This is a genomic window from Pantoea sp. y20, from assembly GCF_054903455.1.
The window spans coordinates 262,205-285,122 of the sequence record NZ_JBUBNJ010000002.1; the positions used below are offsets into that span (position 1 = coordinate 262,205).

The 22,918-nt window shown below is 57.9% G+C and carries 20 protein-coding genes; 17 read left to right on the top strand and 3 right to left on the bottom strand.

The window, feature by feature from the left end; translation table 11 throughout:
• The first annotated feature begins 87 nt into the window (after positions 1 to 87).
• The 3 genes from ACYAC5_RS20995 to ACYAC5_RS21005 are packed head-to-tail and all read left to right on the top strand — an operon-like array spanning position 88 to position 4,183.
• A complete protein-coding gene (locus ACYAC5_RS20995; RefSeq protein WP_462063362.1) occupies positions 88 to 2,310 on the top strand; it encodes an ABC transporter permease in 2,223 nt (740 codons plus the stop codon).
• Positions 2,307 to 3,368 (top strand): ABC transporter ATP-binding protein, encoded by a 1,062-nt coding sequence (locus ACYAC5_RS21000; RefSeq protein ID WP_061719127.1) that lies wholly within the window; start codon positions 2,307 to 2,309, stop codon positions 3,366 to 3,368. The genes ACYAC5_RS20995 and ACYAC5_RS21000 overlap by 4 nt, the downstream gene beginning before the upstream one ends.
• Positions 3,369 to 3,382: 14 nt before the next feature.
• Positions 3,383 to 4,183: an inositol monophosphatase family protein gene (locus ACYAC5_RS21005; protein WP_101761717.1), complete on the top strand. Its 801-nt coding sequence runs from the start codon at positions 3,383 to 3,385 to the stop codon at positions 4,181 to 4,183.
• Between the two features lie 36 nt (positions 4,184 to 4,219).
• Here the strand turns inward: ACYAC5_RS21005 and ACYAC5_RS21010 are convergent, their stop codons facing one another.
• A complete protein-coding gene (locus ACYAC5_RS21010) occupies positions 4,220 to 4,858 on the bottom strand; it encodes a LysE family translocator (RefSeq protein ID WP_192413203.1) in 639 nt (212 codons plus the stop codon).
• A 280-nt stretch (positions 4,859 to 5,138) separates the two neighbouring features.
• On the opposite strand from ACYAC5_RS21010, the gene ACYAC5_RS21015 reads away from it, so the two are divergent.
• From ACYAC5_RS21015 to ACYAC5_RS21045, 7 genes are all read left to right on the top strand, one after another.
• Positions 5,139 to 6,359, top strand: a complete 1,221-nt coding sequence (locus tag ACYAC5_RS21015) for a lactonase family protein (RefSeq protein WP_277975074.1) — start codon at positions 5,139 to 5,141, stop codon at positions 6,357 to 6,359.
• 291 nt (positions 6,360 to 6,650) lie between these two features.
• Positions 6,651 to 7,892 carry an urea ABC transporter substrate-binding protein gene (locus ACYAC5_RS21020; RefSeq protein WP_110866760.1) on the top strand — a complete coding sequence of 414 codons (1,242 nt, stop codon included), beginning with the start codon at positions 6,651 to 6,653 and terminating at the stop codon, positions 7,890 to 7,892.
• A gap of 11 nt (positions 7,893 to 7,903) precedes the next feature.
• Entirely contained in the window at positions 7,904 to 8,773 is an 870-nt protein-coding gene (locus ACYAC5_RS21025) for a branched-chain amino acid ABC transporter permease (protein WP_462063366.1), read from the top strand.
• On the top strand, positions 8,773 to 9,801 hold the full coding sequence (locus tag ACYAC5_RS21030) for a branched-chain amino acid ABC transporter permease (RefSeq protein ID WP_462063368.1): 1,029 nt from the start codon (positions 8,773 to 8,775) through the stop codon (positions 9,799 to 9,801). Before ACYAC5_RS21025 ends, ACYAC5_RS21030 begins: the two co-directional genes overlap by 1 nt.
• A complete protein-coding gene (locus ACYAC5_RS21035; RefSeq protein ID WP_137387268.1) occupies positions 9,798 to 10,529 on the top strand; it encodes an ATP-binding cassette domain-containing protein in 732 nt (243 codons plus the stop codon). The genes ACYAC5_RS21030 and ACYAC5_RS21035 overlap by 4 nt, the downstream gene beginning before the upstream one ends.
• Positions 10,522 to 11,226, top strand: a complete 705-nt coding sequence (locus tag ACYAC5_RS21040; protein ID WP_192413198.1) for an ABC transporter ATP-binding protein — start codon at positions 10,522 to 10,524, stop codon at positions 11,224 to 11,226. Before ACYAC5_RS21035 ends, ACYAC5_RS21040 begins: the two co-directional genes overlap by 8 nt.
• A 155-nt stretch (positions 11,227 to 11,381) precedes the next feature.
• On the top strand, positions 11,382 to 11,960 hold the full coding sequence (locus ACYAC5_RS21045; protein WP_277975072.1) for an ANTAR domain-containing response regulator: 579 nt from the start codon (positions 11,382 to 11,384) through the stop codon (positions 11,958 to 11,960).
• On the opposite strand, the gene ACYAC5_RS21050 is transcribed toward ACYAC5_RS21045, so the two are convergent.
• Both ACYAC5_RS21050 and ACYAC5_RS21055 read right to left on the bottom strand, forming a co-directional pair.
• Positions 11,949 to 12,896 (bottom strand): helix-turn-helix domain-containing protein, encoded by a 948-nt coding sequence (locus ACYAC5_RS21050; protein ID WP_462063369.1) that lies wholly within the window; start codon positions 12,894 to 12,896, stop codon positions 11,949 to 11,951. The two genes, ACYAC5_RS21045 and ACYAC5_RS21050, sit on opposite strands and share 12 nt — an antisense overlap.
• A gap of 118 nt (positions 12,897 to 13,014) precedes the next feature.
• A complete protein-coding gene (locus tag ACYAC5_RS21055; RefSeq protein ID WP_277975071.1) occupies positions 13,015 to 14,409 on the bottom strand; it encodes an amidase in 1,395 nt (464 codons plus the stop codon).
• Between the two features lie 276 nt (positions 14,410 to 14,685).
• Between ACYAC5_RS21055 and ACYAC5_RS21060 the strand changes: the two genes are divergently transcribed.
• The 7 genes from ACYAC5_RS21060 (at position 14,686) to ACYAC5_RS21090 (ending at position 22,843) form a co-directional block, all read left to right on the top strand.
• The gene (locus ACYAC5_RS21060) at positions 14,686 to 16,116 is read left to right on the top strand and encodes a hypothetical protein (RefSeq protein WP_462063370.1); all 1,431 of its coding nucleotides are present in this window, start codon (positions 14,686 to 14,688) and stop codon (positions 16,114 to 16,116) included.
• A 387-nt stretch (positions 16,117 to 16,503) separates the two neighbouring features.
• Positions 16,504 to 17,709 (top strand): SfnB family sulfur acquisition oxidoreductase, encoded by a 1,206-nt coding sequence (locus tag ACYAC5_RS21065; protein ID WP_462063371.1) that lies wholly within the window; start codon positions 16,504 to 16,506, stop codon positions 17,707 to 17,709.
• A gap of 9 nt (positions 17,710 to 17,718) precedes the next feature.
• Positions 17,719 to 18,921 carry an SfnB family sulfur acquisition oxidoreductase gene (locus ACYAC5_RS21070; RefSeq protein ID WP_462063372.1) on the top strand — a complete coding sequence of 401 codons (1,203 nt, stop codon included), beginning with the start codon at positions 17,719 to 17,721 and terminating at the stop codon, positions 18,919 to 18,921.
• The gene (locus tag ACYAC5_RS21075) at positions 18,918 to 20,279 is read left to right on the top strand and encodes an LLM class flavin-dependent oxidoreductase (RefSeq protein ID WP_462063373.1); all 1,362 of its coding nucleotides are present in this window, start codon (positions 18,918 to 18,920) and stop codon (positions 20,277 to 20,279) included. Before ACYAC5_RS21070 ends, ACYAC5_RS21075 begins: the two co-directional genes overlap by 4 nt.
• 20 nt (positions 20,280 to 20,299) lie before the next feature.
• A complete protein-coding gene (locus ACYAC5_RS21080) occupies positions 20,300 to 21,106 on the top strand; it encodes a MetQ/NlpA family ABC transporter substrate-binding protein (RefSeq protein WP_462063374.1) in 807 nt (268 codons plus the stop codon).
• A gap of 2 nt (positions 21,107 to 21,108) precedes the next feature.
• Entirely contained in the window at positions 21,109 to 22,209 is a 1,101-nt protein-coding gene (locus tag ACYAC5_RS21085) for a methionine ABC transporter ATP-binding protein (RefSeq protein WP_462063375.1), read from the top strand.
• Positions 22,193 to 22,843: a methionine ABC transporter permease gene (locus ACYAC5_RS21090; RefSeq protein WP_061719142.1), complete on the top strand. Its 651-nt coding sequence runs from the start codon at positions 22,193 to 22,195 to the stop codon at positions 22,841 to 22,843. The genes ACYAC5_RS21085 and ACYAC5_RS21090 overlap by 17 nt, the downstream gene beginning before the upstream one ends.
• Positions 22,844 to 22,918: the final 75 nt, after the last annotated feature.

A 22,918-nucleotide genomic window follows, 5' to 3' on the forward strand; every position in this document is an offset into this window, starting at 1 on the left:
CATGCGGTTCGAATGTTGAAAAGCAAAGACGCGCGAGAAATCGCGCCGCTACGCATACGTGCACGCAATGACGTTTTGGGGGATTGGATGAATGCAAATAATCGCCGTCTGACAGGCGCGCTGATCATCGGCGCAGTGGCGTTACTGCTGCTGCCGTGGTTCAGCCTGGAAGCCGGTTTCTTCAGCCGCGGCTGGTTAACCAGCCTGTGGAGCGATAGCGCCAACGCGCCTGCGTTGTGGCAAGTGGGCGAACATCCGTGGCTCATCATCGCCATCGCGCTGTTTGTGCTGTGCGCTGGCTGCGGCCTCCTGCCAGGCGCGGCGCGTAGCCGTTTGCTGCTGCTGTTCAGCGCACTTGGCGTGCTGTTCCTCATCATCGAAGGTCACGCCATTGGCTACAGCGGCTGGAACTGGCTGTGGCTGGAAAACCGCTTCGGCGCGCTCGCATCGGGCCAGCCGGCGATGGGCGCAGGTGCGCTGCTGTTACTGACCACTTTCCTGCTGCTATTCTCCTTTGCGCTGGCCGAACGCGGCGTGATGAAAGGCGACGCCTTTGTGGTGGCGTCGCTGGTGCTGCTCACTGCGCTGGTGAGCATCTTTGTGCTCTACCCGGTGCTGAGCATGTTTGTGGTGTCGGTGCAGGACGTAGACGGCAGCTTCAAACCGGATGGCTTGATCAGCAACATTCAGGATCCGTCGATCTGGAGCTTGTCCTGTTTGTCGGGCGGCACCTGCGGCACCGCGTGGCGCACATTGTGGCTGGCGCTGATGACCGCCGCCGGTTCAACGCTGCTCGGTTTGGCGTTTGCCTTAGCCGCTACGCGCACGCCGCTGCCGTTTAAGAAAGCGCTGCGCATGCTGACCATTTTGCCGATCATCACGCCACCGTTTGTCATTGGTCTGGCGCTGATCCTGCTGTTTGGTCGCTCCGGTGTGGTGACGGAACATCTGGCGGCGCTGTTTGGCATCGAGCCGGGCCGCTGGTTATATGGCTTAACCGGCATCTGGATTGCGCAGGTGCTGTCGTTTACGCCGATCGCGTTTCTGGTGCTGATTGGCGTGGTGGAAGGTGTTAGTCCGTCGCTGGAAGAGGCATCACAGACGCTGCGTGCCAATCGCTGGCGCACCTTCACACGCGTTTCGCTGCCGCTGATGGCGCCGGGTTTAGCCAACGCTTTCCTGATTAGCTTTATCGAAAGCATGGCCGATTTCGGTAATCCGATGGTGCTGGGCGGCAGTCACGGCGTGCTCTCCACGGAGATCTTCTTCTCGGTAGTTGGCGCGCAGAACGATCCAAGTCGTGCGGCGGTGCTGGCGATGATTCTGCTGTGCTTCACGCTGACGGCCTTTGTGCTGCAGCGCTGGTGGCTCGGCGGTAAAAACTTCGCCACCGTCACCGGCAAAGGCGACGGCGGCAAACATGTGCAGCTGCCGCGCGTGCTGCGCTTTGGCGTGTACGGCATGGTGATTCCGTGGGGCCTGTTCACGCTGGTGATCTACGGCATGATTGTGGTCGGCGGCTTTGTGCAGTCGTGGGGATTGAATGATGCGCTGACCATCGAGCATTACGTGCGCGCCTTCGGCGTCAGCTTCAGCGACGGGCATCTGCTGTGGAGCGGCGTGGCGTGGAACTCGTTCTGGACCACGCTGGAGATCGCGCTGATTGCCGCGCCGCTGACGGCGATTGTCGGCCTGCTTACCGCATGGCTAATTGTGCGTCAGAAGTTTGCCGGTCGTCAGACCTTCGAGTTCCTGCTGATGCTGAGCTTCGCCATTCCCGGCACGGTGATCGGCGTGAGTTATGTGATGGCCTATAACCTGCCGCCGCTGGAGATCACCGGTACCGCGATGATCCTTGTAGCCTGCTTTGTGTTCCGCAACATGCCGGTCGGCGTGCGCGGCGGCATCGCAGCGATGAGCCAGCTGGATAAAAGTCTGGATGAAGCGTCATTAACGCTCGGGGCTAACAGCTTCCGCACGCTGCGCAAAGTGGTACTGCCGCTGCTTAAACCCGCCATCAGCGCCGCGCTGGTCTACGCCTTTGTGCGTGCCATTACCTCAATCAGCGCGGTGATCTTCCTCGTCAGCGCGCAATACAACATGGCAACCTCTTACATCGTCGGGCTGGTGGAAAACGGCGAATACGGTGTGGCGATTGCTTACTCAACCGTCTTGATTGTGGTGATGCTGCTGATCATCGGCATATTCCAGTGGCTGGTGGGCGAACGGCGTCTGCGCCGCGTGGCCCGTCCGGTCGATATTGCGGTGCCGCCCGCAACAACCTCATTAACGCAGGAGAGAGCCGTATGACACGCGTAACCGCTGGATCTGTGGTGTTTGAACACGTCTCGAAACGCTTTGCCGGATTTGATGCCATTCCCGATCTCTCGCTGACGGTGGAGCCCGGCACGCTGGTAACGCTGCTGGGTCCATCCGGCTGCGGCAAAACCACCACGCTGCGCCTGCTGGCCGGGCTCGAGCATCCCAGCGCCGGGCGCATTTTGATTGGCGGCAAAGATGTCACCAACTTGCCCGCCAATGAGCGCGACGTGGCGATGGTGTTTCAGTCTTACGCGCTGTTCCCGCACATGAGCGCGCTCGACAACATCATGTATGGCTTGCAGTCGTCGGGCATGAATAAGCGTGAAGCGCAGGACCGCGCGCGCGAAGGGTTGAAGCTGGTGGGCCTCGAACATCAGGGCCAGCGATTGCCATCTGAGCTCTCCGGCGGGCAGCAGCAGCGCATTGCCGTGGCGCGCGCGCTGGTGCTGGAGCCGCAGGTGCTGCTGCTGGATGAACCGCTCTCGAATCTCGATGAGCGTTTGCGTCGCCGGGTGCGCACCGATATCCGCGATCTGCAACAGCGGCTCGGCTTCACCGCGGTGTACGTCACGCACGATCAGGAAGAGGCGCTGGCGGTCTCCGATAAGATTATTGTCATGAAAGAGGGGGATATTGCCCAGCAGGGCGCGCCGGAAAGTCTCTATCACGCGCCGAACTCGGTGTTTATCGCCGACTTTATGGGCGAAGCTAACATTCTGCCGTGCGAAGTGGAGCAGCTTGATGGCAGCGAAGCGCTGGTGCGACTCGGCAGCCAGCGCTATCGCGTGCGCGGCAACGGCCTGAAAACCGGCGCAGCACAGCTGTCGGTGCGACCGCAATTCATCACCCTGCGCGGAGAAGGCGCAGGTGCACTGCGCGGCGAAGTGACGCACAGCACCTGGCTCGGCGACCATATCGAATATGAAGTCGCCACCGAATTGGGTTCACTGTTTATTGTCGATGCCGAGATGGAGCAGCAGTTGCCGCTGGCCTCGAACGTCGCGATTGATTTTAAACCTCAGGGTTTGGCCCTGATTGCCGGTTAATGTAAGGATGGATGATGAGTGAATTAGACAATGACCCGCTGTTATCGCGCCTGATTCTGGCGGAGAAGGTGGCACGCGCCGGCGGCGCGAAGGCGCTGGAGTATTTCCATCAGCGTGAAACTTTGGTGGTCGAGACCAAATACGATTTGCAGGATGTGGTGTCGCGCGCTGACCGCGAAGTGGAGCAGATGATCGACCAGCAAATTCGCGCGCAGTTTGCCGACGACGGTTTCCTCGGCGAAGAGTACGGATTGCAGGAAGGTTCATCGGGTTATACGTGGGTGGTTGATCCGATCGACGGCACCAGCCCGTTCCTTAACGGCATGCCGAACTGGTGCGTGTCCGTGGCGGTGCTGCATGACGGCGTGCCGGTGATTGGCGTGATTTTCGCGCCCACTTATCAGGAGTGTTACGTGGCAGCGATGGGTCAGGGTGCCACGCTCAACGGCAAGCGCTTGCAGGTGGATGCGTCGCGCACGCTGCAAAACCACGTCACCGGTTTTGGTGCCAACAGCCACGTCAGCCCGGATGAAGTAGGAAAAATCCTCGCATCGCTGCTGGCGGCGGGTGGGAATTTTATCCGCATTGGGTCCGGCGCATTGATGCTGGCGTGGGTCGCGGCTGGGCGCGTGGTCGGTTATTACGAACCCTATATGCATGCGTGGGATTGCCTGGCCGGTTATTGCCTGGTGAAGGAAGCGGGCGGCTGGTATCACCCGTTCAATACCGAAGGTGAACGATTGTTGAAAGGCGCACAGGTATTGGCGGTTGCGCCAGGTGCGGAAGCGGATTTGAAGCGGATTGCCGGATTGTGATGTTGGTTGCGGTCGCCATTAAATGGCGACCTTCTATCAAACCAGAATAAATTCCCGGTAACCCGACCAAATCACATAGATGGCGAAATAAACAAAAATCAACGCCGAAGCAAGATAGGAATACTTCAATAAACGCTGCCCCAGCAGCTTGCCGCCCATGCTCCCCACCAGGCACAGCACGCAGGTCCACACCACGCCCGCGATAAAGAAGCCGCCAAGAAACGATGAGGTTGCCGCCGCGCTGCCGTGTCCCATGCGGGAAATCAACGCACCGCCGACGCTGGCAAACCACAAAATCGCGGTCGGCGATGACATCGCCAGCATTACGCCACGACTGAACTCGCGCAGCAGCGATCGATAGGGCTGTTGTTCGGTTTCCGGCAGTGCAGCCTGCTTTTGCAACGCCGCATACAGCATTTTTCCGGCAAACCACAGCAGCATCACACCGCCGCCAATCCACAATATCCAGCGCACGGCGGTGAATTGCAGCACTATCGCCATGCCCGCCAGCGCCAGCACCGCATAGACTAAGTCACCAATGCAGGTGCCAATCCCCAACCAAAAACCGTGAAAATAGCCGCGCTGCATCGCCAGCGTGATCATGGCGATATTGGCGAGACCAATATCAAGGCATAACGACAAACTCAGCAGAAAACCATTTGAAAACTGCAGCATAGCAACGTCAGCATCCCTGGCATGTTAATAGGGCTGTATTAAAGCATGCAGGAAAACGCAGTAATAATAAGAATTACGCATTTGTGCTATTCCGGCTGCCACGTTTGGAGGTAATCGTGCTCTACCGGCGGATAAATCCCCGATAATGTGAACACGATCACGCCTGTTCGCCGCGAATCAAAGCAATCCCACTATAGTCGTTATGCGGCCTGCAGCATTGGCCGCAATCACAATAAAAAATCCAACTCTGCGAACGATTTTTATAAAGAACATTCCGATTATGGTGGGTACCACAATGAAAAATCACAATAAAACGGTGTCTGGCGGTATGGCGTCACGTCTAAGCGTGGCATTATCGCTAGCTGTTTTCACATTAGCGGGAAGTGCAATGGCAACTGCAGCGGAACATCACAACCAAACGGCTTTAGTGGGCACATGGACCAGCATCCCGGATGCGCCGTTAGTGCAAAATCCAGGTCATCCCAGCGAAGGTTTATACCGTTTGAAGGTCAATAGCGACGGCACGCTGACGCCGCTCGATTTCATCAAAATGAAAAGCCCATCGTGGATTGTGAAATCGCACGATGGACGTTTTGCCTATACCACTAACGAAGAAAACGCCGGTGCCGTCACTGCGCTGGCGATTGATCACGGCGGCGAAGTGCGCGTGATTAACGCGGTGGATAGCCACGGCCAGCAGCCGACGCATGCCACCATTAGCCCGGACGGGAAATTCCTGTTTGTCGCCAACTACTCGGTGGCTAAAGGCGGTGCCAGCGTGGCGGTATTCCCGATTCATCACGACGGTTCGCTCGGCGAGCAGGTACAGAATTTCCCGTTCGCCAGCGGCAGCGGGGCAGTGAAAGATCGTCAGGATAGCGGGCATGCGCACTCCACCACCTTCACTCATGATGGCAAATACCTTTACGCTGCAGATCTCGGCGGCGATAAACTGCACGCTTATGCCTATCACGCCGGCAATGCTCAGCCGCTGCAAGCGGATACCTCGCGCGATGTCGCCTTCCCGGCCGGTTCTGGCCCGCGCCACATGGTGTTTTCACCAGATGGTAAACACGCCTATGTCATAACCGAAATGGCCGGTGAAGTGGTGGTGTTTGCGGTTAAGGACGATCGTCTGCAGCAGCAATCTAGCGTCAAACTGAATACGGAAAACAGCAGCGCCGAGTATCGCAGCGGCGGCGGCATTATCCTCAGCCCGAACGGCAAGTTTGTGATTGCGGCTAATCGCGGATCGGATAACAGCTTAGTGGTGTTCCGCATTGAGCAGGATGGTTCACTGGGATCGCCGGTGCGCTATAAAGCGGATGGCATTGAACCGCGCGCTTTCGCCTTTGATGCCAGCGGCAAATACCTTTATGTGGCGAACGTGTTTACCAATAACATCACCCTGTTCCATTTCGATGAACAGAGCGGTGTGCTGAAAGCCGCGGGTGAAGTGGCGAAGATTGCCACGCCGACGGATATTAAGTTTTTTAACTGAGTTTTATTGAGGTCGCCATGAAGGGCGACCTCGCACCTAATTGGTGCTAATTGCCATTTAACAGTGCGCACGTTGTCGTAGCGGCGCGATTTATCGCGCAATGAATCGCGCCGCTATGTGAATGTGCAGAGCCTAATTAATTTGGCCCACTTCTTGCTTCATACAAAATAACGCCCCAACGATGTGGCAACCCTCTTGTCAATGCAGACAGCGCCGTCTGTAGATCGCTTTTATTCTCTCCGGCCTCCCGGAAACACTCCTGTTTGATCCTTCTCTTTTCAAGAGGTTGCTATGGCTATTAGTCGTCGTTCATTTATCCAGGGTTCAGCCGTTTCGGCATTAGGCTTGGCTGCAGGCGTTGCGCCTCAATTCTCTTTCGCCGCCGACAGCAAAGACGCCATCAAAATCGCCAGTATTCTCGACTTATCCGGCGGGCTCGATATTTACGGTAAGCCGATGTCGAACGCCATTAATCTGGCGGCAGAAGAGATCAACGCGGCGGGTGGTTTATTAGGTCGACCGTTGCAAGTGATTAATTACGATGCGCAATCCAATATGCAGCTTTATGCGCAATATGCGCAGCAGGCGGCGCTGAAAGATAAAGTGGCGGTGGTGCATGGCGGTATTACCTCGGCCTCGCGTGAGGTTATTCGTCCGGTATTGGATCGTTTCCGTTCACTCTATTTTTATCCGGCGCAATATGAAGGCGGCGTGTGCGATCGCAATTACTTCTCATCCGGTTCTACGCCGGCACAAACCGTGGAAAAGCTGGTGCCTTATGCGGTGAAGAAGTGGGGCAAAAAAGTCTACGTGCTGGCGGCGGATTATAACTACGGCCAAATCGTCTCGGCGTGGGTGAAAAAGTCGGTGCACGATAATGGCGGTGAAGTGGTAACGGTTGAATTCTTCCCGCTGGATGTTACCGATTTTGGTGCGGCGATCTCTAAAATCCAGAGCGCCAAACCCGACATGGTGTGGTCAGCGCTGGTCGGTGGCGCGCACATCTCCTTCTATCGCCAGTGGCATGCGGCTGGTATGAGCGGCAAGATCCCGATTGCCTCCACGGTGTTTGGCGGCGGCAACGAACATATCATTCTGTCGCCGGAAGAGAGCAACGGCATTCTGGTTGCCGCCAACTATATGCAGGAAATCCCCTCACCGGAAAACAAAGCTTTCGTTGAGCGATTCCATGCGCGCTACGGCGCCAATACGCCGTACATCAGCGACCTGGCGATGGGCGCTTATCAGGGCATGTTGATCTGGGCGGAAGGGGTGCGCAAAGCGGGCGATATCGATCGCATGAAGGTGATCGAGGCACTGGAGTCCGGCGTCACGCTGACCTCGCCGAGCGGCAAGCTGAGCGTGGATCCTGCGACGCATCACTGTTCGCTGGATGTGCATATCGCCGAAGTGGAAAACCATCAGATGAAAATTCTGCAAACCTTCACCGATCAAGCGCCGGTGGATACCGCGATGGTGTGCGATCTGAAGAAAAACCCGCGCGATACCAAACAGTATCAAATTGAGCTGTGACAGGAGCCGCTATGGATCTGTTCATTATCTACGCCATTGAAGTGCTCAATGCCATCGCCGTGCTGGTGATCATGAGCGTCGGGCTGGCGGTGGTGTTCGGCATGATGAAAATCGTCAATATGGCGCACGGCGAATTCATGATGCTGGGCGGCTACAGCGCCATTCTCGCCACCAATCAGTGGGGCGTGCCGATCTGGATCTCGATGCTGGTGATTGCGCCGCTCACTGTGGGGGTGTTTGGCGCGGTAATCGAGCGCGTAATTATCCGTCATCTGTACGGGCGGATGATCGACACCATGCTGGCGACATGGGGGCTGAGTCTGGCACTGATTGGTGCCGCCACCATGCTGTTCGGCAATACCACGCTGGGCATCAGTTCACCGCTGCCCAGCGTCAGCATCGGCAGCTACAGCACCAGCGGTTATTCGCTGTTCATGATTGTGTTTGCGATCGGCTTGCTCGGCGCGCTGTGGTTGCTGTTGCGCTTCACCACTTTAGGTTTGTGCGCGCGCGCCACCATGCAGAATGCGCGCATGGCGGCGGCGCTCGGCAGCAATCCGGGCAAAATCTACAGCCTGACGTTTGGCCTGGGCGCAGCGCTGTCGGGTTTAGGCGGCGCGCTGTTAGCGCCGATTACCGGCGTGATCCCGATCATTGGCGTCAGCTTTATCGCCAAAGCCTTTATCACGGTGATTGGCGGTGGCAGCGCCATCATCGCCGGAACGCTCTCCGCCTCGACGTTATTCGGCACCATTTCGCAACTGGTGACGTACTTCTCCACGCCGGTGTTTGGTGCCGTCGCGCTATTGCTGAGCGCCATTGTGCTGCTGCGCTTGCTGCCGCAGGGCATCACCGGACGCTTCTTCAGGAGATCGCTGTAATGAAACTGTTCTCGGAAAAGATCCAGATTGTCATCACCTCACTGGCGATGGTGCTGGTGGCGCTGTGGCTGTCAGGCGCGATTGAGCTCTACACCTTGCTGTCGCTGACGGTGTTTCTGGTGATGGGTTTGTTGTCGCTCAGCCTGGCGTTCATCTGGGGCTACGGCGGCATCCTGTGCTTTGGTCAGGCGGCATTTTTCGGTTTAGGGGCCTACACCTATGCGATTTGCGCTATCAATTGGGGCGATTCGACCTGGGCGGTGGTGATGGCGGTGCTGCTGCCAACGTTGTTCTCGCTGTTGCTCGGCTATGTGATTTTTTATGGCGGCGTCAGCGATGTCTATCTCGGCGCCATCACGCTGGCGGTGAGTCTGGTGCTGTTTAACTGGGTCAATTCCACCTCCGGCAGCGAATACCACATCGGCGAGGCGCTGTTGGGCGGCTTTAACGGCATTCCTTCGGTGCCGACGCTTAACCTGCCGTTCCAGCCGGATGCGATTTTATCGCCCGAGGCGATCTTTATGGTCACCGCCGGATGTCTGGCGCTGTGCTACGCCTTGCTGAAGTTCGTGCTGCTGAGCCGTTTTGGCAAAACCGTGGTGGCGATCCGTGAGAACGAGCAGCGCGCCGGATTGCTCGGCTACAACGTTCCGGCGCATAAATTGGCAACCTTCGCCATCGGCGCGGCCATTGCCGGACTGGCTGGCTGTTTGTACGTCAACTGGGGCGCCTTTGTCAGTCCCGGCGTGTTTAGCATCAGCCAGTCGGCGCAGATCATCATCTGGGTGATTGTCGGTGGCCGCGGCACGCTGCTGGGTCCGGTGATCAGCTGCGTGTTGTTGCAGTGGATGGTGACGCGGCTGGGCGCGCAGCAAACCGTGGATGTCAACTTAGTGCTCGGCGTGATTCTGGCGGTGTTTGTGTTGCTGATTCCGGGCGGCATTCTGCCAACGTTGCAGCGTCTGCGGCGGCGCAAGCGTCCCGCCGCGCCTGCCAGCCGCGCGCAGGTCAGTGAGGTGAAACCATGACGGCCAACGTGTTACTGGAAACCCGCAAAATGGGCGTCAGTTTTGGCGGCGTGCATGCGGTGAAAGAGGTGGATTTCACCCTTCGTGAAGGTGAGTTGCGCTGCCTGATCGGCCCTAACGGCGCAGGCAAAAGCACTTTCTTCAAGATGCTGAGCGGCCAGGTCACGCCGACGCGCGGCGAGTGCCGCTATCGCGAACAGGTGATCTCCGGCAAACGGCCATGGGAAATCGCGCGTTTGGGGATTGGCATTAAAACTCAGGTGCCGAGCGTGTTCGAAGGCTTAAGCGTGCGGGAAAACCTGTGGCAGGCGGCAGCAAATAAGCTGGCGAAAGCGGCGCTGCCGGCGGCGATAGAACAGGTGCTGGAGGATATCGGTCTGGTCGATCTGCAACATGCGGTGCTCTCGGAACTGGCGCACGGTCAGCGGCAGTGGGTGGAGCTGGGGATGATTCTGATCTCCAAACCGCAGCTGGTGCTGCTGGATGAACCGGCGGCGGGTATGACGCATCAGGAAGTGCGCAAAACCGCGCAGCTGATCAAGGCGATTAATCAGCAGAGCACGGTGGTGGTGGTGGAGCATGACATGGAGTTCATCAGCATGATTGCGCAGCAGGTGACGGTGTTTAACCAGGGCGCGGTGCTGGCGGAAGGTAGCTTCCGCGAGGTGACGCAAAATCCGCGGGTGAAAGAGGCGTATCTCGGCAATCTGGAGATTAAACATGCTTGAAATTAAAGAGATGGTCTCGGGTTACAACAAGATTCCGGTGCTGAACTTATCCGAGCTGTTTGTCGGCGCGAAGTCGTTTACCGGCGTGCTGGGCCGCAACGGCATGGGCAAAACCACGCTGCTGCGCACCATTATGGGCGAACTGCCGGCCTGGCAAGGCCAGATCGCGTTGAACGGCATCGATATTACCCGTTATCAGGCGCACCAGCGGGCGGTGGCGGGCATCGGTTTTGTGCCGCAAGGCCGACAGATTTTCCCGCAGCTGACGGTTGAGGAAAATCTGCGCATGGGCTGCGTGAAACATTTTTCCCGCGCCGGAGAGATTATCGAGCAGATGCTGGCGTATTTTCCGCGCCTGAAACGCCTGCTGGCGCAGCCCGGCGGTGCGCTATCAGGCGGCGAGCAGCAGCTATTGGCGCTGGCGCGCTGCCTGTGCGGCCAGCCGCAGCTGGTGCTGCTGGATGAGCCAACGGAAGGGATTCAACCGAATATCTGCGAGGAGATTATCGAGACATTGCGGCGGCTGCGCCATGAGATGGATATTTCAATCATTCTGGTGGAGCAGGATATTGAGTTTCTTTACGCTCTTTCTGACCAGATTCATGTGATTGAAAAGGGGCAGATTGTGCAGAAGATCGATCCGAAAACCCAGTCGAGCGCCAGCGTGGCGGAGCCGTTTTTGGGGTTTCATGTTTGAGCATCATTTAAAAGGTGCGCATGAATGCGCACCCTACAAAACCGTTCCTCATCCTTGTCCGCCCTGACACAGCACCCGGCAGCATCAGCACAGCGTTAACCCATCCGCTCGCTTACTGTGAGCTTTCCTCATTCGGGATGCGCATAGGGTGAACCATGACTGAACAATCATTACTGGCAACGCTTTCTGGTGTCCGGCTGCATATTTTCCATCCTGATTCACAGAGCGTGCGCGCGTTTTGCGTCTCGCTGACGCAGCTGGGCTGTCACGCGCAGCACAGCTGGCCGCCTGCCGCGTCACTCTCCACGGATACGCAGCTGCTGCTGGTGGCGATCGATATGCATCAGCAGCCACTGTTAACCTCGCTGTTTATCAGCGCGCGCGAAAGGGATATTCCCATCATCGCGATGGCGGATAGCCACAACGCGCGGCTGTTTCCGCTACTGCTGCAACTCCAGCCGAATGCCATCGCTGCGCGTGAACTCAATCCGTTTGCCTTGATTGTGCAAATGATTGGCACGCTAAAGACCGTGCGTCACCAGCAGCGGTTGCGTGCGGTACAGCAGGCGCGTCAAGCGCGTAGTGAGCGACTGGCGCAGGCCAAAAGCGTGCTGATGCAAACCTTCGGGCTGGATGAATCGGGGGCGTACCGCTTGATGCGCAGTGAAGCGATGAACACGCGCAGCAGCATGGAATACACCGCCGAGCGCGTGATCACCACGCTACAAAAGTAGCGGCGCGTCCGGCTGCCGTAACAGGCTGCTGGGCGTATAACCAAAGGTTTTGCGGAACGCCAGGCTGAAGTGCGACATATCGCTAAAGCCGTGATCCAACGCCACTTGGGTGATATTGCGCGCTTTGCCTTCGGCGAGAATGCGATGACACGCCTGTAAACGCTCCTGCCAGAGAAAGTTCATCGGCGTGGTGCCGTGCGCGGCAAACACCCGGCTGATGGTGCGCGGCGAGACATGATGCGCATTGGCGATCTGCGTCACCGACAGCTCTGGCTCCTGCAGGTTGTGACGCAGAAAACTCACTACGCGTGAGTAAAGATCCGGCTTCAGCGCCTCTTCGCTGTGCTGCAAATTGACGCTCACCGAAATCATATTCAGCAGCGTGTTGGCAAACTGCTCTGCCAGAAACGGGTTCTCGCGGTCGGGATTAAACACGAACGCTTCCTGCAGCAGCAGCTTGAGCGATGCCATGCCGGGGCGCGTGAGATCCAGCGTTTTGCCTGCCAGTTTGGCGGTGGCAGGCGCTTCCTTCTCCATGATGTGACGTGGCAGATGCACGATATTGATCGCCACCTTTTCCATCGCAAAATCAAACGGCGTGGCAGCATCGTAAATCACCACATCGCCGGCGCTGACGCGTGATTGATGGCCATTCTGCCGCAGCGTGCCGCTGCCGGCGCAGACGTAGCCCAGATAGAAATCGTGATTAGGATGGCGGCGGATGCATTCTGCTGTGCGTTGCCACGTCAGCGCGGTATGCGATACGTGATTGGCAATATCCATGTGACCGAGCGTCGAATAGGCAAAGCTGCCGGAAAAAGTGCCTGAATGCATCTGTCGCGCTTGGGCGTTGATCAGACGCGAGCACACCGCATCACGCCAGGCATCGAAGCGATGACGGTTATCGAGATCGTCGGTGGTGAAAAGCTCTTTCATATCAGCATCCCCTAAACATGGCGAAAAAGGGCGGAAGTCAGGAAGTTGAAGCAAGTTTCAGGCCATGAGCGGGTGAAATGACCGCCCCGAAGCTATCGGGGCGGCAAACAACGCAGATTTATAACGCAGGATGCTGATTATGCCAGTCGGTGACCTGCTGGAAGGCCCACGCGCCCTGAATCATGGTGGTTTCGGCGAAATGTGCTGCCACCAACTGGAAGCCAATCGGCGCGCCGCCTGCGGTTTTGCCGCACGGCAGGGTGATGGTGGGATGACCGCTGGCATCGAATGCACTGGTATAGCGCAGCACGCCGTTAAACAGTGCCTGATCGGTACCAAAACGGGTCATGGTGTCCCAGGTCAATCCGGCATACGCGGTAGCCGGTGCCAGAATCAGATCAACCTGAGTAAAGAGCGCGGAGATATCGCCGCGCAGCGCCGCACGGCTGAGCAGCAAACGTTGATACTCCAGCGCGGTAACGCTGTGACCGAGATCGAGCAGACCAGCCAGGCCCGGACCGTAGTGATCTTTCTGCGCCGGATAAGTGTCTTCATGCGCCAGCGCAGTTTCCACGGCGCAGAGTGCGCTCCACTCGGCGGCGGCTTTTTCGGTATCGGGCAAGGTGATATCTACCAGCGTCGCGCCGAGCGAACTCAAGGTGGCGATCGCCGATTGCAGCGCAGCGCGCGTCTCCTCGTCGACTTTCTCCAGCGCCCAGCTTTTATCTACGCCGATGCGCATCTTGCTAATGCCGCGCGTCATCAGCGCCAGATAATCGGGCACCGGCTCGCTGCTGGAGGTGGAATCTTTATCATCGCGACCGGCAATCGCCTGCAACATGGCGGCGGCATCGGCGGCGTTACGTGCCATCGGGCCGATATGATCCAGTGATGCCGCCAGTTCACAGGCGCCGTGACGCGTGACGCGGCCCCACGTCGGTTTAATGCCGGTCAGGCCGTTGGCGTTGGAGGGAAAACGAATCGATCCGCCGGTATCGGTGCCAATTGAGCCGAAGCATAACCCTGCGGCGGTGGCGACGCCGGATCCGCTGGAGGAGACGCCGGTCCACAGCGCGCTGCCCCACGGATTATTCGGCCGGGTGATGTCGGGATGGTGATCGGCGAAGGCGCTTTCGGTTTGCGTCAGCTTGCCGAGAATCACCGCACCCGCCGCGCGGAAGCGCTCCACCACGGTGGAGTCTTCTGAAGGGTAACGATCTTTGTGGATGATCATGCCGTGGCTGGTGGGCGCGTCTTTGGTCCAGATCAGATCTTTCAGTGCGATTGGCACGCCGTGCAGTGGACCGCGCATTTTGCCTTGGGCTATTTCAGCATCGGCTTCAGCCGCCTGTTGCAGTGCACTGTCGCGCATCACGTAGAAGTAGCTGTGTAAGTCGCGATCGAGCGTATCAATGCGCGTCAGCAGGGTTTGCGTGACGTCTACCGAAGAGATTTCGCCCGACTGAATCAAGCGGCCAATTTCCAGCAAGCTTTTGTAATGCAGGTTATTCATCGTGACCTTACCTCGTGAGTGAGAGATGTGTTGATGAATAACCTAAGTCACTGCGCAAAGTACGGCTGTGTTTAGGCGGACAGATGTTATGTCAGAACTGCCAATACATTTCCCTCACCCCAGCCCTCTTCTGCAGGCGGGAGAGAGAGCAGACGGTGCACAATTGGTTCCCTCTCCCGTTTATGGGAGAGGGTTAGGGTGAGGGCAAAAACCATTAAAGCCGCTGAACATTTCGCCGATAACTCTCAGGAATAGTACACAACGAGGATTATTTTCATGCTAAATGGGATTGGCAGCAGCGTACTGAGAAATTTAATCGCATCGAATGCGGTGGTGACGCCGGCGGTGAACAACAAATCCGCGCAAAACGCCCTGACGGCGGAAGCGTCGACCAAAGTCACCTTCAGCGAGGCGAGTGATGCCATCGCCGCGATCTACAAAATCGAGCCCGCGCAGGTCAAGAGTTCCGTCAATGTCACCAGCAGCTTGCAGGCGCAGCTCAACGGTGCCGCGCATGCCAGCGGCGTCGGCATGAACGGTCTCGGCAGCACCTTATTGAGTAATCTGGCCAGCCATCGCGGCGATGTAACCTTAAGCGTGCCAGCGACGGAAGCGGTAAACGGTGCGCGGAGCAGCAGCCAAAGTGCGCTGGCGCTGACCATCACTACCCAATCTGGTGTGCAGGTGAGTTTGCAGATGACGCGTCAACAGGGCGGCATGGTGGTGGAGCTGAAAACCAGCGGCGGCCAGCTCAGCAACGTTGAAGCGGCGGCGATGGGTCAGCTATCCGCCGGTTTGCAGAAGGCGCTGGATGGCCTGGATGGCAGCACCACCAAACTCGATATCCGCGATCTGATGAACTTCGACACTTCAGTGTTGAAAAGCGTCGATTTGAAGACCGATCTGCGTAATGGCAATAACGTCACGCAGTCGCTGAACTTGCATGCCGACGATCAGGCGCGCTGGCTCGGCTTCCACAACGGCGATGTCAGCATCAAACTCGATACCGATGTTTCGAAACTGACGCAGGCGGGCAGCGCGGCACAGCAGGCAGCGGCGCTGGATCAGTGGAGCAGCAAATTTGATCAGGCCGCTTCGCGCGGTCACGGCGATAGCGACATGTTGACGCTGTTTAAAGCCAGCTTCCGCGCGCTCAATACCACCGAAGGCAAAGCGGCTGAAAGCATCAACACGCAGCGTGTGAAGTCGATTGATGCCAATGCGGCGAAGAACGGCGCAATCAGTGGACTGGCGGACTTCTCGGCGAGCTATCAGCAGACGCCGGTTTCCGGTAATCCGTATAAGCCGGAAGAGCAAGACACCTTCTCCCTGAACGTGGCGCAAAAAACCGCTACGCAAACGCATGGTGATACCCAGGATTTGACCCAGCAAACGCTGTTTAAACTCAAGGCCAGCTTCCACACCGCGCTGGATTCTGTCTCAGCGGCGAAGCTGACCGAACAGAAGTCGTCGCAAAACTATAAGTATCATTTGATCGATGATGAAGAGCGCAGCCAGACCTCGGTGACGCAGAATAAGAAAGGGGATTTGACCGCGAATTATGCGCAGCAGCTAACGCAAAATGAGACGGTGAAAACCTATCAGTTGGCGAAGTTGATCGATAGCGTGCAGATTCCGCATAGTGTGAAAAGCGAATCCACCCGCAGTTTCACTGCCGCGCAGTTTGATGCGCAATTAAATAATTAATATTTCGCGCCGCTTTTAAATTCCGCACCATCCGTAGCGGCGCGATTTATCGCGCGTTTTTGAAAGTTAAACATCAACGCGCGATAAATCGCGCCGCTACATTATTTGCGGAATTAAACTTTTCTTAGCGTTATTTGATCTTAAGAATTACTCGCCGCTTTTCTATACTCGCTAATTGCCCTCAGCGCCGCCGCTAGCCTGTTGTTGTGCTTAAATAAATCCATAGCTTAATAATGGCAACGCATTGCCGGATATAGCATAACCGCGCTATTTACTTGCTTTAACCCCGCTGATTATCATCGCTTTCAATCCGTTATTCATTCCACGGCCTGCTGAGTTTTTCAGTGCAGGCTTACACTTCGCTGTGCAGTAAAAGTGAAATCAGCTATGACGCAAAACAGTGACGAGATTATTAACCGCGCAGCGGTATTAAACAGCGATGAAGAAGCCATCGCCGCCGCACGCCATTTGGCCGGGCAGGCGAAAGGCGGCGCAGTCGAGCGCGACCAGCAGCGCATTTACCCCATCGCGCTGCTCAACCAGTTCAGCGCGTTGGGACTTGGCAGCATCAGCGTGCCGCGCGAATTGGGTGGTGCGGGTTTGTCTTACCAGACCATGGCCGAAGTGTTTCGTCTGATCTCCGCCAGCGATCCGTCGCTGGGGCAAATCCCGCAAAACCACTTTGGTCTGATCCAGTTCATCCTTGGCGAAGGTTCTGCCGCGCAACAGCAGCGGCTGCTGAGCGCGGTGGTGCAGGGCAAACGTCTGGGCAACGGCGGACCGGAGAAAAACACCAAACATACGCAAGACGTACAGGCGCAACTAGTGACAACGTCACACGGCGTGCAGCTCACCGGCGAGAAGTTCTACTCTACCGGCGCGCTGTTTGCCGACATTCTGGTCACCACCGCGATGCACGATCAGCAGCCGAAAATGGCCTTTATTCCGCTGCCGACGCCGGGCGTGGAAATTGTGGATGACTGGTCCGGTATTGGCCAGCGCACTACCGCCAGCGGCACGGTGAAGTTGCATCAGGTTGTGGTTGATCCCGAGTTATTGATGTCGTTGCCTCCCGCTGAAAAACCGACGCTGCGCGGCGCAGTTTCTCAGCTGATTCAGGCGGCGATTGATGCGGGCATTGCGCAAGGCGCGCTGGATGAGGCGCTGGAGTTTGTGCGCAGCAGCTCGCGACCTTGGGTGGATGCCAATGTCAGCCGCAATGCTGACGATCCCTACATCCTCGCCGACGTGGGCCGCATCAGCACTGAACTGAGCGCCGCCAACGCGCTGCTGGCTCGTGCTGCCCGGGTACTCGATAGCATCGATCAACAGGCGCTGACCGCCGAAAACTGCGCACGCGCATCGATTGCGGTAGCGGAAGCCAAAGTGCTGACCACCGAAGTGGCGCTGCGTGCCAGTGAGAAGCTGCTGGAATGGGGCGGCAGTCGCGGCACCTTGCTGCGCCACGGTCTCGATCGTCACTGGCGCAATGCGCGCACCCACACGTTGCACGATCCGGTGCGCTGGAAAACTCATGCCATCGGCAACTATTACCTCAATGATGCGCTGCCTGCGCGTCATGCGTGGATTTAAGGAGCAACCATGACGCAGGTATTGCCTAAACAGCGCGCGACGCGCATTGAGAATGCCCAGCAGGCGTTGCAGGTCGCGCAGGAGCTGGCGGAGCGTTTTCGTGCCGGTTCTGCCCAGCGCGACCGCGAACGTGAACTGCCGCACACCGAATTACAGCAGCTGTTTCAATCCGGGCTCGGTGCCATCACCGTACCGCGTGACTTTGGCGGCATTGAGATTTCAACTGCCGAACTGGCCGGGATTTTTGTGACGTTGAGCGCCTCCGACGGTTCGATTGGTCAGGTGCCGCAGAACCATTTTTACGCGCTGGAAGTGCTGCGCATCAACGGCAGCGAGGCGCAGAAACAGCGGCTCTACGCCGAAGTGCTGGCAGGCGTGCATCACGGCAACGCGCTGGCGGAATTCAGTTCGCCCGCCGCGCATCAGCGTTCTACGGCGGTTTCGCAGCAGGCGGAAGGATTGCGCCTCAACGGCAACAAGTTTTACTGCACCGGCGCGCTGTATGCCGACCGTATTCCGACGCTGGCGATTGCTGATGATGGCAAAGAGCAGCTGGTGTTTGTGCCGCGTCATCAGCACGGCGTCAACGTGATTGATGACTGGAGCGGCTTCGGTCAGCGCACCACCGGCAGCGGCAGCGTGCAGTTCCGCGACGTAGCCATTGCGCCGGAAGATGTGGTGCCGTTCCAGACGGCGTTTGAGCGTCCGAGCACCGTTGGGCCCTTTGCGCAGATTATGCATGCCGCTATCGATCAGGGCATTGCACGGGCGGCGTTTGACGACATGCTCGATTTCCTGCGTCAGCGCGCGCGGCCGTGGCCGGACAGCGGCGTCGATCGCGCCAGCGACGATCCGCTGACGCTTGATCGCACCGGTCGTCTGGCTGCTCGTTTGAGTGCGGGCGATGCGCTGCTGGCGATTGCGGGTGATGCGGTTGACGTGGCGCAGCGCGATCCCAGCGCTGAAAACGTCGCGCTGGCGTCGGTGGAAGTTGCGAAAGCGCGCGCCTGGACCACGGACGTGTCGCTGGAGGCCAGCAATCTGCTGTTTGAACTCGGCGGATCGCGTTCCAGCCTGCGCGAGCATAACTTCGACCGTCACTGGCGCAATGCGCGTACCCATACTTTGCACGATCCGGTGCGCTGGAAATATCCGGCCATCGGCAACTACCTGCTGAATGGCGTGTTGCCGCCGCGTCGGGGGACGATATGAGTCATAAACAGATTCTGCTCAACGCCTTCAATATGAACTGCGTTGGGCACATTCATCACGGTATGTGGACGCATCCACAGGATCGTTCAGTGGATTTCAACTCGCTGGATTACTGGCTGGATCTGGCGCGCTTGCTGGAGCGCGGGCTGTTTGATGGGCTGTTTATCGCCGATATTCTCGGCGTGTATGACGTCTATCAGCAAGGCATTGGTCTGACCGCCAAAGAGTCGATTCAGCTGCCGGTGAACGATCCGCTGATGCTGATTTCCGGCATGGCCAGTGTTACGCAGCATCTGGGTTTTGGCGTCACCGCCAACCTGAGTTATGAAGCGCCGTATCCGTTCGCGCGCCGCCTTTCCACGCTCGATCACCTGACCAAAGGGCGCATCGGCTGGAACATCGTCACCGGTTATCTTGATAGCGCCGCGCGTGCCATGGGCCAGCAACAGCTGCTGGCGCACGATCGCCGCTACGATCAGGCCGATGAGTTTCTCGATGTCACCTACAAGCTGTGGGAAGGCAGCTGGCAGGATGATGCACTGGTGCAGGATAAAGCCAATCGTCGCTACGCCGATGCCAATAAAATCCGCCAAATCAATCATCAGGGCGAGTTTTATCAGGTGCAGGGTTATCACCTGAGCAGCCCGTCGCCGCAGCGCACGCCGCTGCTGTTTCAGGCCGGTTCCTCGGCGCGCGGCGTGCAGTTCGCCGGACGTCACGCCGAGTGCAGCTTTGTGAATGCCGCATCACCGGCAGCGATGCGCGAGCAATCGACGCGCTTGCGCCAGGCGGCGGTGCAGGCCGTACGCCATCCTGACGATCTGCGCATCTTTATGGGCGTTAGCGTGATTGTCGCGCCTACCGAACGTGAAGCGCAGGAGAAGCATCAAAGCTACCTCGCCTACGCCAGCCCGGAAGCCGGCATCGCGCACTTCTCCAGTTCGATTGGCCTCGATCTGGCGGCATTCGAACTCGATGAGCCGATTCAGACCGGCGACACGCGCGCCATAGAATCGGTGAGCAAAGCCTTCAGCGGCTGGACGCGGCGTCGTTTGCTGGAGCAGCACGCGATGGGCAGCCGCTATCCGTTGATCGTTGGCAATCCGAGCCAGGTCGCGGATGCGCTGATTAAGTGGATCGATGAAGGCGATATCGATGGCTTTAACCTGACGCGCATCCTTAATCCGCAGAGCTACCGCGATTTTATCGATCTGGTGGTGCCGGAATTACAGCAGCGCGGCCGCTTCAAGACCGCGTATCAGCCCGGTTCATTGCGGCAGAAAATTTTTCAACAGCAGGACCGCTTGCCCGATCGCCATCCGGCGGCGCGCTGGCGCGACGGCGTTAACCTTCGTTAATTTAACCTCAGGGATCTGATATGAACATTGCACGTCATTTTGCGCTGGCTGCCAGCGTCGCACTGCTGGCGTTTAGCGCCGTCGCCGCCGAAAACTACAGCGGACCGCTGAAGGTCGGTACTACAGCAGCCTTTGCGCCGCCGCTGGAAACCGCGGTGGCCGAAGCGAAAAAACATGGTCTGAACGTTGAGCTGGTGGAGTTCACCGACTGGACCGCGCCGAACGTCAGTGTGGAAAACGGCGATATTGATGTGAACCTTTTCCAGCACAAACCGTTCCTGGAGAACGCCAACCAGCAGGGCGGATTCCATCTGGTGCCGTACGCGCCGGCGATCATCAACAACATCGGGCTCTATTCGAAAAAACATACCGCGATTGACCAGATTCCCGATGGCGGCACGGTGGCGATTGCCAACGATCCGATCAACGGCGCGCGCGGCCTGCTGCTGCTGCAAAAAGCCAGGCTGATTACCTTAAAACCGGGCGCGGGCCTCAAATCTACCGTGGATGACATTGTCAGTAATCCAAAGCATCTGAAGATTATCGAAGTGGAAGCGGTGCAGCTGTCGCGTTCGCTGGATGAAGTCGATTTAGCGCAGGGTTATCCGCACTATCTGCGCCTGTCGAAGACCATCGATCCGAACAACGCGCTGCTGTTCGATGGCCTGGAACATCCGGAATACGTAATTCAGTTCGTGATCCGCGACGGTCATCAGAACGATCCGCGCCTGGCGAAGTTCGTTGATATCTACCAGCATTCGCCGGTGGTGCGCGCCAAGCTGGATGACTTTTACGGCAAGCTGTATCAGCCGGGCTGGAGCCAGTAAGCATGGTGAGCCTGACGCTACCCGGCGAGCGCGATGCGTTGCTGTCACCGACGGCCGAGACGGCAGGGAAAATCCACGTGCAGATTCGTGGCTTGAGTAAACGCTATCCCGGCCAAACTCAGGATGCGCTGAAAGAGGTCGATCTGCAGGTTAAGCGCGGCGAGATTTTCGGCATCATTGGCCGTAGCGGGGCCGGTAAATCGACGCTGATCCGCTGCCTTAATCGGCTGGAAAAGCCTACTCGCGGTCAGGTGGTGATTGACGGGATTGACCTAAGCACGCTGAGCGATCGTCAGCTGGTGGATTGGCGACGCGGTACCGGCATGATTTTCCAGCACTTCAATTTGCTGTCGGCGAAAACGGTGCGCGAAAACATCGAGTTGCCGATGAAAGTGGCGGGCGTGCCTGCGGCGGAGCGGCGGCGCAAAGTGGATGAACTGCTTGCGCTGGTGGGCCTTGAGCAGCGCCAGCACGCGTGGCCAGCGCAATTGTCCGGCGGGCAGAAGCAGCGCGTTGGCATTGCGCGCGCGCTGGTGCACGATCCCGAATTGCTGCTGTGTGATGAAGCCACCTCGGCACTCGATCCGGAAACCACGCGCTCGATACTGGCGCTGCTGAAGAAGATCAATCAACAGCGTCACATCACCATTGTGCTGATTACCCATGAAATGGACGTGGTGCACGATCTCTGCCATCAGGTGGCGGTAATCGATCAGGGCGAAATCATCGAGCGCGGGCCGGTGTGGCAGGTGTACAGCGATCCGCAGCAAGAGACTACGCGACAGCTGCTCAATCCGCAGTTCAGCGCGCTGCCGGAAGCGATTCAACCGCTGCTGACGCCGACGCGCGAGCGTGGCGATTCGCGTCTGCTGGTGCGGTTGCGCTACACCGGACAGGGCGCACAGCCGGATTTGGCGGCGCTAAGCGCACGAGTTGGCGGGGAACTGACGTTAATTTATGGCGCGGTGGAGTGGGTGGACAGCAAACCGACCGGGCAAATGTTGCTGCTGCTTGATGCGCAGCATGACGCTGACACCGCGCGGACGCGTTTAACCCCGATTGCGGATCAACTGGAGATACCGGGCTATGTCACTGGCTATTGATCGTTTATGGATTGGGCTGCTGGATACGCTGCTGATGGTGGGCGTGTCGTCGCTGCTGGCGCTGGCGCTGGGTTTGCCGATGGCGGTGATTCTGGTGGTAACCGGACGCGGCGATCTGTTTCCCAGCCCGCTGCTGAATCGCGTGCTGGGCTGGGTGGTGAACCTGTTCCGCTCGATCCCGTTTTTGATTCTGATGGTGGCGCTGATTCCCTTTACCCGCTGGATCGTCGGCACCACCTACGGCGTGTGGGCGGCGGTGGTGCCGCTGACGCTGGCGGCGACGCCGTTCTTTGCGCGTATCGCCGAAGTGAGCCTGCGCGAAGTGGATAAAGGGCTGACCGAAGCGGCGCAGGCGATGGGTTTTCATCGCTGGCATATTATCTGGCATGTCTTATTGCCCGAAGCGCGGCCCGGCATTGTGAGCGGCTTTACCATTACGCTGGTGACGATGATTAACGCCTCGGCGATGGCCGGCGCGATTGGTGCGGGCGGCTTGGGCGATTTGGCGTATCGTTATGGTTATCAACGCTTTGATATGCAGGTGATGCTGACGGTGATTGTGGTGCTGGTGGCGCTGGTGACGGTCCTGCAGTTTTTTGGCGACAGGTTGTCGCGCCGGTTGAATCACCGTTGATATTAAGAAAAGCGCAATAAATTGCGCCGCTACGGTATGTACAGGTTGGTAGCGGCGCGATTCATCGCGCGCTTT

Excerpts from the sequence above, each read along its gene's own strand:
- ACYAC5_RS20995 (WP_462063362.1), top strand. The coding sequence starts at position 88 with ATGAATGCAAATAATCGCCGTCTGACAGGCGCGCTGATCATCGGCGCA.
- ACYAC5_RS21000 (WP_061719127.1), top strand. The coding sequence starts at position 2,307 with ATGACACGCGTAACCGCTGGATCTGTGGTGTTTGAACACGTCTCGAAA.
- ACYAC5_RS21005 (WP_101761717.1), top strand. The coding sequence starts at position 3,383 with ATGAGTGAATTAGACAATGACCCGCTGTTATCGCGCCTGATTCTGGCG.
- ACYAC5_RS21010 (WP_192413203.1), bottom strand. The coding sequence starts at position 4,858 with ATGCTGCAGTTTTCAAATGGTTTTCTGCTGAGTTTGTCGTTATGCCTT.
- ACYAC5_RS21015 (WP_277975074.1), top strand. The coding sequence starts at position 5,139 with ATGGTGGGTACCACAATGAAAAATCACAATAAAACGGTGTCTGGCGGT.
- ACYAC5_RS21020 (WP_110866760.1), top strand. The coding sequence starts at position 6,651 with ATGGCTATTAGTCGTCGTTCATTTATCCAGGGTTCAGCCGTTTCGGCA.
- ACYAC5_RS21025 (WP_462063366.1), top strand. The coding sequence starts at position 7,904 with ATGGATCTGTTCATTATCTACGCCATTGAAGTGCTCAATGCCATCGCC.
- ACYAC5_RS21030 (WP_462063368.1), top strand. The coding sequence starts at position 8,773 with ATGAAACTGTTCTCGGAAAAGATCCAGATTGTCATCACCTCACTGGCG.
- ACYAC5_RS21035 (WP_137387268.1), top strand. The coding sequence starts at position 9,798 with ATGACGGCCAACGTGTTACTGGAAACCCGCAAAATGGGCGTCAGTTTT.
- ACYAC5_RS21040 (WP_192413198.1), top strand. The coding sequence starts at position 10,522 with ATGCTTGAAATTAAAGAGATGGTCTCGGGTTACAACAAGATTCCGGTG.
- ACYAC5_RS21045 (WP_277975072.1), top strand. The coding sequence starts at position 11,382 with ATGACTGAACAATCATTACTGGCAACGCTTTCTGGTGTCCGGCTGCAT.
- ACYAC5_RS21050 (WP_462063369.1), bottom strand. The coding sequence starts at position 12,896 with ATGAAAGAGCTTTTCACCACCGACGATCTCGATAACCGTCATCGCTTC.
- ACYAC5_RS21055 (WP_277975071.1), bottom strand. The coding sequence starts at position 14,409 with ATGAATAACCTGCATTACAAAAGCTTGCTGGAAATTGGCCGCTTGATT.
- ACYAC5_RS21060 (WP_462063370.1), top strand. The coding sequence starts at position 14,686 with ATGCTAAATGGGATTGGCAGCAGCGTACTGAGAAATTTAATCGCATCG.
- ACYAC5_RS21065 (WP_462063371.1), top strand. The coding sequence starts at position 16,504 with ATGACGCAAAACAGTGACGAGATTATTAACCGCGCAGCGGTATTAAAC.
- ACYAC5_RS21070 (WP_462063372.1), top strand. The coding sequence starts at position 17,719 with ATGACGCAGGTATTGCCTAAACAGCGCGCGACGCGCATTGAGAATGCC.
- ACYAC5_RS21075 (WP_462063373.1), top strand. The coding sequence starts at position 18,918 with ATGAGTCATAAACAGATTCTGCTCAACGCCTTCAATATGAACTGCGTT.
- ACYAC5_RS21080 (WP_462063374.1), top strand. The coding sequence starts at position 20,300 with ATGAACATTGCACGTCATTTTGCGCTGGCTGCCAGCGTCGCACTGCTG.
- ACYAC5_RS21085 (WP_462063375.1), top strand. The coding sequence starts at position 21,109 with ATGGTGAGCCTGACGCTACCCGGCGAGCGCGATGCGTTGCTGTCACCG.
- ACYAC5_RS21090 (WP_061719142.1), top strand. The coding sequence starts at position 22,193 with ATGTCACTGGCTATTGATCGTTTATGGATTGGGCTGCTGGATACGCTG.